Here is a 13,513-nt window from a genome sequence, read left to right as displayed (position 1 = left end):
AAAAAGAGAGCCTTTGAAAAAGCTCTCTTTTTAATTTATTATATCCAAAAATGTGACAGATTGAATTAGTGAACAGAGTTTGGTGCGGTTACACCTTGAGCAGGACGCCCTTGTTTTTTAGCAAAAGAAACTGAGTTTGAATCTTCACTAAATTCTTCATCAAGAAACTCTTCATCAACCATTTCAGATCTATCTTGAACTGAAATTCTTGCTTCAAGAGCGGCAGCTTCAAATACACTATTTGAAGCAGTTTCAAATAGAATAGAAGAAAGTCTAGAACGGATAACAGACTTAGGTGCCCAAAATAAATCGGCAAGTGCTTTTACCATGTTTACACGAGTTGAAATTTTTTGGATCTCAACAGCTAGAGCTTCTCTAGGAACTAGAAGGGCATTTGCAAAATCAACAATTTCAGCTTGTGATAGCGTTTCGCAACGGCTTGTGAACTTAAACTTCTCTCTTTCAGAAAGAAGAACAATTCTTGCAATTTCTCTTGCAATAGCTGTACGAGTATGCGCTCTAATGTCACCTTTGCGGAAACGGATAGCATAGTGACCAGGTCTAACTCTAGAGCTACGTGCTAATTTGTCAGAAACATCTCCAGGCATTAACTGAATGAAAGGAAATGCGGAAATAAGTTCTGGAATGTGAACAGGAACTGAAGTTACATTAGCTTTTGCTAGGATCTCTTGTGCTACTTTTTCAATTTCTAAGCTTCTGTCACGTCTTTCAATACGGACACCTGGTTCTTCTAAAGACAAGCGACGCTCTTCTTCAGCATCACAGAAGTCGCACCAAGCTTCATCAAGATCAACGTGGCCATCAGCCAAGTCTTGAATGATTTCGAGGTCAACATCTAGAGCTTTAGCAAGATTTTCAAGTGATTGCACATTACGAATAGCTTTTTTACCGCGTTTCCAATGGCTTGTATCACTTGGATTATAATTTAGGATAGACCCTAAATCTTGATCGTGCACCTTATCGTTTGGTTGTCTTAGCTCTAGAACGCGAAAGCAAAAACGAAAGAGTTGAACAGACTGAGGAAACCTAACTGCTTCTTGTAACTTGCGCATAAAACTTTCCTTTCTAAAGAAATATTTGAGAAATTCATAATTATTTAAATCATCTTATTTAAAAGAGGTCTTCTTAGATAACTGGATTAGCAAAATTGCTTTATTAAGAATCCCATACATATTGATTACTATTGAAGATCCAAAAGCACTAGACGCTAAGTGTTTCGTCAAAATTTAAGACATTTTTTTAAAGTATATAAAGTACTAATTTTATAGGTAAAAGTATTCAATCTAGGAAAATATGTCATATTTATAAGGAATTAAAAATATTCTTAGACGACTGAAAAATTTAACTGTCTTTGAAAAAGACATCGAAAACCTTCTAATCATAACTAGTACTTTGGAAATTTAAGAAGAAATAACGGTATTAAATAGACTACCAAAACCTACGCGAAAGAGGGAATTTTCTGCGTAGCCTTTAAAGATAATTGTATCGCCGTCTTGTAAAAAAGTTCGTGTCGTTCCATCTGGTAAGCTTAATGGTTTTGAGCCCTTCCAGCAGATTTCAAGCATAGAGCCGTAGGAGTCGGGGGTGGGACCACTGATAGTTCCGCTGGCGTATAAATCCCCTACTCTTATAGGGGAACCATTGGAAGTCATATGTGCTAACTGCTGAAACAAGGTCCAGTACATATGTTTGTAATTTGATTTAGAAATTAGAATTTCCCCGTCCATTTTCGAACTTTTTAAATAAACTTCAAGGGTTATATCGTAACGGCCATTTTTTGTACCTTTTAAATATTCTAACTCTTCAACATCCTTATCAATACTGGGTAGTGAAAAAGGAGCTAGAGCCTCTAAGGACACTAACCATGGAGACATAGAACTTGCAAAGCTCTTACCTAAAAACGGTCCTAGCGGAACATATTCCCAGCGTTGAATATCACGTGCAGACCAGTCATTAAACAGTGCTAGGCCAAAGATATTGTGAGCTGCGCTATCAGGTGTAAGAGCAGTACCCATTTCAGTGTCTTGATTCGTGACAAATGCCATTTCTAGTTCAAAATCAAGCTGTTTTGAAGGGCCAAACGTTGGTTGATTTGAATCAGGAGGGCATAACTGTCCCTTCGGGCGGATAATATTAGTTTTTGTGGTTACTATAGAACTGCTTCTGCCATGATATCCGATTGGGATATGTTTCCAGTTTGGAAGAAGGGGATTCTTTTCATCTCGAAACATTTTGCCGACATTTGTTGCATGATCCAGACTGGAATAGAAGTCAACATAGTCAGCAACTTTAATCGGCATTAGCATTTCTGCAGTTTGCATAGGTACAAGTATTTTCTCTAAATGCTCTGAGTTTTTTCTTAAAATCTGATTTTGAGTTGAAAATAACTCTTGAATGCTAATTCGAACATCGTTACAAATTTTGTTACCTAAGCTTAAAAAACAATTTAGCTTATCAGTTTTGAAATGTTTTTCTTGGAGATTTTTGTGATGTTTAAAGTAACCAAATTCATATAGCGCTGAAAGATCAATAATGTAGTCTCCTAAAGCGGCACCACAGCGGGCATTTTTAGGGTTTTGCCCAGTATAAAAAATTCCAAATGGAATATTATAAATAGAAAAATCATGCTTTGGATTTACATCCAACCAAGTTTTCAGTTCAAGCATATTTCTTTCCTTCCAAAAAATTATTTTCATGTAAATGTTCTATTGGTTCTAAAAAACTGCAAGTTCCAAAACTTTTTATAAAAGAATTTCTAAGATGAGTCATTTCAGCATTAGCTAAAAATTTATTCCCTACAGTAAAACCATCTTCCGTAAACTTGAAATCACTGTAAGAGTAATTTTCAAGAATATTTTCCATTTCAGATATTGTTAGTAGTTTTTTATAACAAAGTAAAAGGCAAGAGAAAATATTGAAAAACCCGTGGAGTCTTGCCCCTACTTCTGGATTATCATTTGGAACCGGAACATGTAATCCAGCCGTTGCTTTGATTGGGATTTGTTTTTCTGCACTTAAACGAATTGCTTGAGCAATATGAAATGCGGAAGGAATTTGCTGTGGTGTTACCCCTCCTGTACGAAGCTTTATGCAAAATTTAATTTCTTTTTGATTAAGATTAAAGTCACTAATAAATTCTATATACTCATTTATGTTTTCAGAAAAAGGAATTTCCAAATATTTATATTTTATTTTTTTGGCATTACATAATTTATTATCAACTAAAGAAAGCATGTTTTTAAATAATGAAAGGTTATTGGGCTGAAATACTTCTTTAGGAGGAAAAAATTCAATTGAATCAATACTAATTTTATTTTTGCAGGCAGATTCAAACTGATCTATCAATTTTAAATCACTATCAATTATGCCACTATAATCATTAATTTTTTCGCATGAATTTAAGATAATAGAAAATTTCAAGGAAGCATTGTTTGACTTAAAAATTTTCTGGTTTAACATTATTTCTATACATTCCGCTATTTTGTTACTTGGCAAAATAAATTTTCCTAACCAGTTTTTTTGTATATGCTTAGTATAAGAAGAATAATTTAACAGCGATTCTTGTAAGGTTAACTTAGCGGGTGGAAATAAACCTGCATAATCTAGGAGTTCGTGCATAAAAATGTTTAAACTTTGCATAATGGTTCTCCTTGAGTTACTAGCATCATGTGTACCTTGATCTGGATTGAAATTTTAAAGGTAGATTGAATTTATTTTTGAAATTAAAGGAGTAAATATAAATGCACAATATATTTATCCAAGATCTATCAGCAATTCTTCTAACTGGTGGAATATTTGGCTGGATATTTAAAAAATTTTTCAAACTACCTCTGTTACTCGGGTACATATTTGGCGGTGTCCTTTTATCTTTACCAATTGCATATACACCTTACGTGGTTAGTAAGGAATCTGCTAGTACTTTAGCGGAATTAGGTGTTTTACTGCTCATGTTTTCAATGGGACTGCATTTTGGGGTTAGGAAAATTGCTTCGATAGGTTTTGGACCTATTGTTGTAAGTATTATTCAAGTTCTATTGATGTGGTTTTCGGCAACTCAAATCTGTCGATTTATTGGTATTACTGGTTTTGAGGCTATTTTTATTGGATCGGTTCTATCAGTTGCATCGACTGCTGTAATAATAAAAATACTTGAAGATAGACATTTAAAAAGTGCGCGATTTGCAGATAAATTAATGGCAGTATTACTTGTTGAAGACTCTATTGCAATTTTTATGATCATTTGGTTATCAACATCTGTAACTGGTAGTGATATCGCCTTACTAGAACTCATTCCTATCTTTGTAAGTAGTATTTTACTTTGGTGGTTGTTAGGTACTTTATTGCTTCCAAGAGTTATCAACTCAGCTTTTCATACTGGCAAGGAAGAGTTATTAGTTATTTTAAGCACTGGTTTGGCTTTAGGTTTAGCTTTTTTGTCAGCATCTTGGAATTTTTCTTCTGCATTAGGTGCATTTATAATGGGGTCTATTTTATCCGAATGCAGAGAATTAAGAATAATTGAAAATATAATTGAACCAGTAAAAAATATTTTTGCTTTAGTTTTCTTTGTTTCAATTGGATTTCTTTTTGCACCAAGTATTATTCTTGAAAAATGGCATGTTATTTTAAGTTTTGTATCTTTAATTATAATTGGAAAATTTTCTTTTAATTTAATTTTAAATCTTTGTGCTGGTTCTGGCGTAAAAGATTCCATTCGGACAAGTGCATTTATGGGACAAATAGGTGAATTATCTTTTGTTATTGCTCAAATGGGTGTTGGATTAGGTGTGATAGATAGTGATAATTTTTCAGCAATTGTTGCAACAGCTATTATAACAATTTTAGTAACACCTTTTACTGTAAAGAGTATGTTAGCAGTAGCTGATAAAGCAGAAAATATTCTTCCAAGTAAATTTTGTAAATTTATGGAATCTTATTCACAGGCAGTAATAAATTTTTCTATAGAAAATAAAATGCTTCCATTTTATCAAAAATATTCTTTGTTTCGAGGAATTAATTATTTAATAGATAATACTAAATCGAGGCTTAAAAAGAATTATATGCTTATGACTGCAAAAAATGTTACTTCGACTTTAGATCGTTTAGCCCCTTGGGATGAATATCTTGTGCCAGTTCACATCGCAGCTAATGCTAAAATATCTGGAAAAACTTTGATAGAATTAAACTTAAGAGAAAAATTTACAGTAAATGTAGTTGCAATAAGTCGGGATAAAAGAACAATTATTGCTCCAAAAGCAACAGAAATACTGCAGTCAAATGATACTCTTTTAGTTTATGGAAATGAAAAATCTATTAGTGAACTTGAACAATTTTGTAGTGTTGAACGTCTAGATGAAAATATGATATCTCTTGATCAATGTATATTAGCTGGAATTCGCTTAAATAAAGAACATCCATTTGTAAATAAAACGATATTGGAAGCCGCTATACGACCAAATTATAATTGTATTGTCTTAGCAATTAATAGAAATAACGTGAGAATTAAAAATCCAATTTCAACTTTTGTTTTTTTTGAAAATGATGAATTATTTATCTTTGGTTCAAGAGGATCATTAGAAAAAATTAGAGAACTACACAAAACATCAAATTAGTCTAAATTTTTTTTAATATTTCTTATCAGATCGTGTTTAAAATTAAATAAATTTTTCTCTAATCCAGCTGGATAGTGATGCGGATTTAATAGTCGTTTGATACTAGGGTGTAATTTATTCAATGATTCGAAACATTTTTCTCTTATCTGTACAAGTGCTGGAGTTTGATAAACTAATTTTCCTTTTACAAAAATTGGTTTCAATAATTCTTCATATTCACAGTTGGTTGTGATTTTATAATATCGATTTATATCGCTTGGATCAATAATATCAGCTTCTTTGCCTTTTTTATAAGTTAATTCATCGTAAATCATGTCAGCAAAGAAATATTGGTCTTTAAAGTAACGACGAACTTGGAGAATTCCAGGGGTAGAAATCTTTATTGTTTGTTCTGATAATTTAATTGTATGTTTCCATTTTCCACTTTCATTTTGAATAGCAGATAATTTATAAACAGCGCCTAAAGCAGGATCATCAAATGCAGTCACGAGTTGAGTACCAACCCCCCAAGCTGAAATTTTAGCACCTTGTTCGTTTAAACTTGAAATTACATGTTCATTTAAATCATTACTTGCAATTATAATTGTATCCTTAAAACCTGCTGCATCTAACATTTTTCTAGCTTCGATGCTTAAATAGGCGAGGTCTCCAGAATCTAAACGAATTCCAATAAGATTTTTACCTCTTTCTTTTAGCCAGTTACCCACTTCAATAGCTTTCTTGACTCCTTTTAGTGTGTCATAAGTATCAACTAAAAAAACAACATTATTTGGCATACCTTTTGCAAGTGAATAAAAAGATTCGAGTTCGCTAGAAAATGCCATAACCCAACTGTGCGAGTGTGTTCCCTTGACTGGAATTCCAAATATTTTCCCGGCTAAAGTATTGGAGGTTCCTACGCATCCTCCAATATATGCAGCTCTGCTAGCGCTTAACCCCCCATCTAGCCCCTGTGCTCTTCTTAAGCCAAACTCTAAAACAGGAATCTGATTTGAAACAGATACTATTCTAGCTGCTTTTGTTGAAATAAGTGTGTGAAAATTTAAAATATTAAGAAGTGGAGTTTCTAATAACTGGCATTGAAGAATAGGCCCTGATATTCTGAGCAAAGGTTCATTCGGAAAAATTACGTTTCCTTCTTCAATTCCATAAACATCACAAGATATTTTCAAATTTTTTAAATAAATTAAGAATTCATCAGCAAACAAGGGTTTCCCATCATTTCCTGTTAAACTTTTTAAATACAGGATATCATCTTCAGTAAAGGAAAAATTGTTAATATAATCTATTGCAAGCTCCAGCCCTGAAGCTATTGAATATCCATTTTTAAAGGGGTTTTTACGAAAGTAAACGTTGAAGACACTTTTGGTTTCAGAAATTCCTTTTTTCCAATATGCATAAGCCATCGTTAGTTGATAAAAATCAGTTAATAAACTTAATGAGCTTTTATACAATGAAGAAAAATATGCTGACATTTCTGGTACCTTGGTCTAGATTTAAGCAAAAATAAAAGTTTTTAAACTTTTATCTGTTCAAAGAAAAATAAAATTCTTTGAATTCAGAAATGTTTAATACTATAGGAAGGTTTTTTCTGGAATAAGTATGAAGGTGATATCTGAAGATTGGAGCTATGGAACACTCTGTATGGCAGATTTCTTCAAATTCATTCAATAAGTTAGAATTTAAGGGCAGTGTTGAAGCCGAGTTTAAATTTATTTTTTTTAAGGAAGATAAAGTTCTTGGAAATTTTTCTAATTGTTGAATGAATGAATGAGAATTAATAATATTTTGAATCCAAATTTGTCTATTTCCTTGAATACGTGCAATAACAATTTGTAAATCAAAATTATTGTCAGCGTGTTCTTCATCAGACATATCAATCCATTTAACTTTAATTAAATATTTTTCTGCATCGGCTTCAAATCTTTTTAATATTTTATTTTTTGCAGATGGAAAAGGAATTGCAATTTTAATTTCCTTTAAATGCTCTGGAAATTCAAACGCATTTTCATCCCACTTTATGTCAGGGTTATAACCAGGTTCATCTTTATCAATGTGCCCATTAATTAACTGAATATTCTCTTCATTTTGGAGTTCTTTTGCAATGGTTCTAAAAATGCTAGAAATTTTTTGACGAGATTCAATTGATGAAAAATTATCGCTCAATGAATTAAAAATAGCGAAAAAAGTATGCATATTTTGTTTTTTATTTACATTAAAATTTTCTTCTGAATCATGACTATTTTTATATTGATTAAAATCAAATGTATTAAAGTAAAAATCATAATTTGTTTTATTTTTTAAAGTAGAAAGTTCTACTAAATTACCAAGGACAGATAAAAAATATTTTCCACTTTCAAATTTTATTGGATATTTACTAATTATATCAAAATAGCTTGGATCATAAATAGGATGTGTAAAAGAATTTAATCTTACAGGCCATATAATATTTCTTAAAGTTGTAAATGACAATATATCTTCAAGTACACCTTTAATATTTTCAACTAAACCTGTTAAAGTTAGCTTAAATTTAATTGGTGAGATAATTTCTACTCCGCTGTAATGTTTTTTCTCCCAACCAAAGTGAGTAATTTCTTCTGTACCTTTTACTTGGATGGAGCAAGATGTCTTTCTATGGGCAAGACCTTTTGCTATACCCATAGCAGCTTCAAAGCTACTGATTGGCGTTCCGTCCTGCCATGTGGCTTTAAGGCATACGGTTGCTTCAAAAGTATTAGATTTTTCACAAAAATGATAGGTTTCAAGAATGCCGTCTTGAGTGTTTTCTTTGTCAATGTAAGGTTTTAGAACCAGAAGCCAATAACCCAAATTTTTCCAGTTATTAATTTCTGTGAAGGGGTAAAAATCTAATTTAGAAACGCCAGTACAGAATTTAAATAGATTGCCCATATCATTATTTTTTACCATTTGAGTATTTACTCCCGCAGAGCATTAATTTGCTTTGAACACTAATAGATAGCCAAAGATTTAAAGGGAAACATTTGAAATTATTAACGAATAACAGCAATTACATATTTAAAATGAAATTAACTATCTGGCAAGTTTTTTTTTAAATAAATTTTAAATTAACAGAAAATGTTTAAAAACACCTGTGTATTTACAAATTTCAATAATAATTCAATAAAATTATAGTATTGTAATTTTTTATTACTAAACAAACTAAATTTTAATATTTTTCTAAAATTAATAAAATTTATCATAAATACTAAGGTTGGAGAATACTAGGACGAGTAAGCTAGGAATATTTCTTCTGTATTTAATTAGAAAATTAATAAAAATTTTATTTACTTTAAATTTTATAATGATTTATATTTATTTAAATTGAATATATTCTATAAATTTTAAAATAATATTGCATCGATTATATTATACTGATACAAAGAAATTCTGTTATTTGAGAATTCTCTTTATATAAACAGATATCTTTAATATTAAAGGTTTTTTTATATATTATTCTATAAAAGGAAAGCAATGAAAATTCAAAAAAAATTCGTTTCTATTTTATTACTTATGGTTACAAGCTGTTCTAATTCATCAGAAAAATCGGATAAAAATCCTCAAAATCAAGAAGTTATAACTTATAATGGTACAGATGATTTATATGAAGTAGAGAGTTCAACCTCTCCTTTTGCAAGACCTAAAAATGCTAAAATTGGCTTTGATGTTGATGGTGTATTGCATACTGAAGTAAAATATACAGCAAATGATTTTTATTACTTTAAAAGACCAGCATTTGAAACTACTGGCAGAAATATCAGACTAAAAAAAGAAATTGATTTTCTTCTAAGCAATGGAAATAATCCTTCTGTTGTTACTCATAATAAATCAGTTTGTGTTTCAGCGAATACTATTAAAAGAGATAATTTATTTAAAGAAAATGGCTTACCTTCAATTCCAAGTAGTCAAGTTTTTTGTGTAAACGGAGATAAGTCTGTTGAGATAAATAATCAAGCTTTAACTTTATTTTATGATGATAGTCCTGGAGTTTTATCTTTAGTTTCTGCTAATAGCCCAACTACAAAACTATTTATGCCGTTACCTAAACATCAAAAAGTTGCTCATTATTTTTCTGATAAAGTAATTCCAACAAAACCAATATCAAAATGTGGGGTTTTAATAGTTGATGATTCAAAACCAGATAAAAGATTCTTATTACAATTGAGATCTCCTAAGCTAGGAGAATGGTGGAATTTTCCAGGTGGTTCATGCGCATATCATGAGAATAAACATTTAAATTTTGCAACACAAGAATTTGAAGATCCAATAACAGGCGCTATCCGTGAATTTGATGAAGAAGCTGGTAAATTTAAATCATTAAAGAATGAGCTTGATCAATCAAAGCGTTTAATGGTGTTACAATCTAATGACTACGTATTGTTTGTCGTTAAATTAGATAAAAATTATTTAGACAATCGTAAATTTGTACCGCAGGATAAATTTGCGCATGAAGTTAGCAATAAATTATTTAATATTCCTAATAGCCCTGGTTATCGTTGGTTTAAATTGAGTGAATGTAAAAAAGGGGCTAAAGTTGATGGATATAACTTAGGCATTACTGGGAAGACTTGTGATACGTTTAGAACTTATTTAGATGCTTTTTAATTCAAAAAATATCTAAAATTGTTGATTTATTTTGTTTATTTTTTATACATTTATATTGTAGAAGTGTATAAAAATTAAGCATTTCACGCCTTATATTAGTATTAATTCAAAGTTAACAGAATGTTAATAATTGGCATACTTTTTGCTTCAAAAAAGTATGCTTTTTTCTTTCGTTAAACCTTTTTTCGTAAATATAAATATGGTAACAAAAAATATTTTAATAAAAATAATTACACTATTATCTATCTGTTGTTTTTTTGAAAAAGAAGTTTTTTCAAAAGAGCTAATCATGAACAATATTGAAAAATATCATTTAGGAATTACTGGAACAAGTAATTCAGAAATTAAAAATGCTTATCCTGAAAAATCAACAGAATTAGAAAAACCTAAGTCTAGCGCTGAAAGTAACTCAGAATTTTCCCTCTGGGGAAAACCAGGTAAAGACGCAGTTTACTTAGGGATGTGGTCTTTTCATTTAAGTTTATTAGTGAATCAAGACGCCGAAGAAAATTGGCAGCATGATCTCTTAGCGGTTGCATATTCAGGTTTTATAGCCGGCTCATTTATCAATTCATTTAATGATCGTTGCTATGTTTTTGCTTTACATAGAAGTATTTATAGAACTGGCGACAAAAATGGATTTTCTACAGATTTAGGTTACAACTTAGGTGTTGTGAAAGGTTATGATAGCCGTTTGGTTTCTATTGCAGATGATTTAAAATACCTTCCTTTTTTTCAAGTAACTTACGACATATCATGGAAAATGCTTGGTCTTCAGTTGAGCTATGTTGGGACAGTATTAACAGCCGGATTTTATATTGAATATGAAATTTAATAGACTCTCTTAATCCTTGTCAAGAAACAAGATATTTAGTTATGTTCTAAAATTGTTAATTCTATGCTTTTGAACTGAAAGTATTAATTATAATAATTTGAGGTGCATGCAAATGTCGGTGAATCCCAGTAGCACTATTTTAAAAATGGAAAGGCCTCAAGCTCCTTTCTTGATCTTTGATATTGAAACAGTTCCAGATATTCCACTTTTAGCAAAAAATTTTTTAGATGATCATTTTCATGAAGAAGATATTTCGTTAAAATGGAATGATTATCTTTTATTAAAGAAAATTAAAGAAAAAGAAAATATAGAATTTCCCAAAACTATTTATCATTCAATAGTATCAATTTGTGCATTATATATTGATCCAGAAACATATTATATAATGGATGGATTTAAAAGAACAATTCCAAAAGTAAATTCTTATCATGAGTTTTTAAGTCATGAAAAAAAAATTATAGAAGAGTTTTGGCAATTTTCAATGAAATATCAAGATTTTCATAAACATTGGTATGACCATACTTTTAATCGTAATCTCACAGAATATCAGAAAAGTAAATTAAAAAAATTACCTGTTACTTTTTGTGGATTTAACATAGCTAATTTTGATTTAATGGTATTAGAACAAAGAAGTTTAATACATTTTATTACATGTCCTATAGAAGATTATGTAAAAAATTTAGGGAATGACTCTTATAGATACAAATATGCAGCTGATAAAGTTTTTGATTTAATGAATTTTGTTTGTAACTATGATAATAGAAATGCCAGAGTTGGATTAGATACTATTGCGAAAGCAATTGGCCTGGGCGGAAAAATGGCAGGAATGGACGGATCCCTCGTCGCTGAAGAATACTACTGTAATCATGCTTCGCAAAAAATAGAAGAATACTGTGCTATTGATGTTCTCATCTCCTACGGTGTTTTTTTAGCAATACAAAAATTTCGTGGAATCATTTCTGATGCGCAGTTTAAAGAATGTATTTTATGGTTTGAAAGATGGTTATTAAAAGAAGGAAAACCAGCTAATTATCAAGAATTAGTTAAGGAAAGCACAAAATTTTTTAATTATGCTAAAAATACTTAAGAGTTTCCGCCCCGCTCCGATAGTTGTATGAGAAGACTTACAGGAGTATAGAAGTCTAAATACGCGATCTCATTTTTAACAAAGAGTTACGTATTTTTTAATTTATAATACTGATTTAATTAATGATTTTAATTATTTGAGGAGGCATATTATGGCAGAAGAACAAGGATTTTCAAAAGGTTTAGCAGGAGTTGTCGCTGATGCTACCTCAGTAAGCCAAGTTCAAGGTGAAGTAGGTAAATTAATCTATCGTGGTATTTCTATAGAAGAGCTTGCTGAAAAATCAACTTATGAAGAGTGTGTCTATTTTTCTTTATATGGTAAATTACCAACGCAAAATCAATTCAATAAATTCTTAACGGAAATGAAAGCGAATAGAGTTTTACCAAAAACTGTTGAAGCTGTTATTTCTGCTGCTCCAAGATCTGCACACCCAATGGCAGTTTTGCAAGCAGCAATTGCAGCTATTGGTTTTGATGAGCAACCTGTTAATTTAAAAAATGAAGAACACAATATTCATAGTGCAATCAAAATTATTAGCCAACTTGCTACAGCAGTTGCAAGAATTTCTCGTGAGAGACGTGGTTTGCAAGCAATTGCTCCAAATCCTGATCTTTCACACGCAGAAAACTTTCTTTATATGCTAAATGGTAACGTACCAAATAAAGAAGAAGCACGTATGTTTGATGTTGCTTTAATTCTGCATCTTGACCATGATTTTAATGCATCTACTTTTGCTGCACGAGTTGTTGCTTCAACTGAAGCAAAACTTTCACTTTCTATTTCTGCTGCAATTGGAGCGCTTTCAGGTCCTTTGCACGGTGGAGCGAATGAAAAAGTTCTTGAAATGGCTGATGCCATTGGAGCGCCAGAAAATGCAAAAGCTTGGGTAGCAAATGCATTAGCTACTAAAGCTAAAGTAATGGGTTTTGGTCACCGCGTTTATAGAACAATGGATCCAAGAGCTAAAGTTCTACGTGGGATGTTAGAAAAATTGGTTGCTTCTAAAAAAGAAAAAGATACTTATGAGACTTTAAGAATTGTGCATGATTCTATGATTGAAGAATTAAGCAAAACTTCAAAAGATTATATCTGGCCAAATGTGGATTTCTGGTCTGGTGCATTGTATCGCTTAATGGGAATTGAATCTATTGATTTTACTCCAATTTTCGCTGTATCCAGAGTAGCAGGTTGGTCATCACATATCGTAGAAATGTGGAGAGACAACCGTATTTATCGTCCAGCAGCTAAATATGTTGGTCCAGCAGATGATAAATATGTAGATATAAAAAATAGAAAATAATACACACTAAAGTCATTTGTATTATAAAGTAA

General features: G+C 31.0%; 10 protein-coding genes. 5 read left to right on the top strand and 5 right to left on the bottom strand.

Features of this window, described 5'->3' with window-relative positions; genetic code table 11:
- Positions 1 to 65: 65 nt before the first annotated feature.
- From QEJ31_RS05490 to QEJ31_RS05480, 3 genes are all read right to left on the bottom strand, one after another.
- Positions 66 to 1,073, bottom strand: a complete 1,008-nt coding sequence (locus QEJ31_RS05490; protein WP_280592781.1) for a hypothetical protein — start codon at positions 1,071 to 1,073, stop codon at positions 66 to 68.
- Between the two features lie 348 nt (positions 1,074 to 1,421).
- Positions 1,422 to 2,678 carry a fumarylacetoacetase gene (gene fahA, locus QEJ31_RS05485; protein WP_348524550.1) on the bottom strand — a complete coding sequence of 419 codons (1,257 nt, stop codon included), beginning with the start codon at positions 2,676 to 2,678 and terminating at the stop codon, positions 1,422 to 1,424.
- 1 nt (position 2,679) lies between these two features.
- Complete coding sequence (locus QEJ31_RS05480; RefSeq protein ID WP_280592778.1) at positions 2,680 to 3,660, bottom strand: hypothetical protein; 981 nt, start codon at positions 3,658 to 3,660, stop codon at positions 2,680 to 2,682.
- A 101-nt stretch (positions 3,661 to 3,761) separates the two neighbouring features.
- Between QEJ31_RS05480 and QEJ31_RS05475 the strand changes: the two genes are divergently transcribed.
- Positions 3,762 to 5,633 carry a cation:proton antiporter gene (locus QEJ31_RS05475; RefSeq protein ID WP_280592777.1) on the top strand — a complete coding sequence of 624 codons (1,872 nt, stop codon included), beginning with the start codon at positions 3,762 to 3,764 and terminating at the stop codon, positions 5,631 to 5,633.
- Here the strand turns inward: QEJ31_RS05475 and QEJ31_RS05470 are convergent.
- Both QEJ31_RS05470 and QEJ31_RS05465 read right to left on the bottom strand, forming a co-directional pair.
- Positions 5,630 to 7,108, bottom strand: coding sequence for a nicotinate phosphoribosyltransferase (locus tag QEJ31_RS05470; protein WP_280592775.1), 1,479 nt, complete (start codon positions 7,106 to 7,108; stop codon positions 5,630 to 5,632). The genes QEJ31_RS05475 and QEJ31_RS05470 overlap by 4 nt on opposite strands.
- A gap of 49 nt (positions 7,109 to 7,157) precedes the next feature.
- Positions 7,158 to 8,561: a hypothetical protein gene (locus tag QEJ31_RS05465; protein WP_280592773.1), complete on the bottom strand. Its 1,404-nt coding sequence runs from the start codon at positions 8,559 to 8,561 to the stop codon at positions 7,158 to 7,160.
- A 564-nt stretch (positions 8,562 to 9,125) separates the two neighbouring features.
- Between QEJ31_RS05465 and QEJ31_RS05460 the strand changes: the two genes are divergently transcribed.
- From QEJ31_RS05460 to QEJ31_RS05445, 4 genes are all read left to right on the top strand, one after another.
- Positions 9,126 to 10,256, top strand: coding sequence for an NUDIX hydrolase (locus QEJ31_RS05460; protein WP_280592772.1), 1,131 nt, complete (start codon positions 9,126 to 9,128; stop codon positions 10,254 to 10,256).
- Between the two features lie 289 nt (positions 10,257 to 10,545).
- On the top strand, positions 10,546 to 11,091 hold the full coding sequence (locus QEJ31_RS05455) for a hypothetical protein (RefSeq protein WP_280592771.1): 546 nt from the start codon (positions 10,546 to 10,548) through the stop codon (positions 11,089 to 11,091).
- A 112-nt stretch (positions 11,092 to 11,203) separates the two neighbouring features.
- Entirely contained in the window at positions 11,204 to 12,178 is a 975-nt protein-coding gene (locus tag QEJ31_RS05450; protein ID WP_280592769.1) for a hypothetical protein, read from the top strand.
- A gap of 151 nt (positions 12,179 to 12,329) precedes the next feature.
- On the top strand, positions 12,330 to 13,481 hold the full coding sequence (locus tag QEJ31_RS05445) for a citrate/2-methylcitrate synthase (protein WP_280592768.1): 1,152 nt from the start codon (positions 12,330 to 12,332) through the stop codon (positions 13,479 to 13,481).
- Positions 13,482 to 13,513: the final 32 nt, after the last annotated feature.

This window comes from Pigmentibacter sp. JX0631 (assembly GCF_029873255.1).
Classification (GTDB): Bacteria; Bdellovibrionota_B; Oligoflexia; order Silvanigrellales; family Silvanigrellaceae; genus Silvanigrella.
Note: the sequence above shows the minus strand (reverse complement) of the source record. Positions and strands in the feature narration are given on the sequence as shown.

Bases quoted from the DNA above. Each gene is read 5' to 3' on its own strand.
- QEJ31_RS05470 (WP_280592775.1), bottom strand. From the start codon at position 7,108: ATGTCAGCATATTTTTCTTCATTGTATAAAAGCTCATTAAGTTTATTA.
- QEJ31_RS05465 (WP_280592773.1), bottom strand. From the start codon at position 8,561: ATGGTAAAAAATAATGATATGGGCAATCTATTTAAATTCTGTACTGGC.
- QEJ31_RS05490 (WP_280592781.1), bottom strand. From the start codon at position 1,073: ATGCGCAAGTTACAAGAAGCAGTTAGGTTTCCTCAGTCTGTTCAACTC.
- QEJ31_RS05480 (WP_280592778.1), bottom strand. From the start codon at position 3,660: ATGCAAAGTTTAAACATTTTTATGCACGAACTCCTAGATTATGCAGGT.
- QEJ31_RS05450 (WP_280592769.1), top strand. From the start codon at position 11,204: ATGTCGGTGAATCCCAGTAGCACTATTTTAAAAATGGAAAGGCCTCAA.
- QEJ31_RS05475 (WP_280592777.1), top strand. From the start codon at position 3,762: ATGCACAATATATTTATCCAAGATCTATCAGCAATTCTTCTAACTGGT.
- QEJ31_RS05460 (WP_280592772.1), top strand. From the start codon at position 9,126: ATGAAAATTCAAAAAAAATTCGTTTCTATTTTATTACTTATGGTTACA.
- QEJ31_RS05455 (WP_280592771.1), top strand. From the start codon at position 10,546: ATGAACAATATTGAAAAATATCATTTAGGAATTACTGGAACAAGTAAT.
- QEJ31_RS05445 (WP_280592768.1), top strand. From the start codon at position 12,330: ATGGCAGAAGAACAAGGATTTTCAAAAGGTTTAGCAGGAGTTGTCGCT.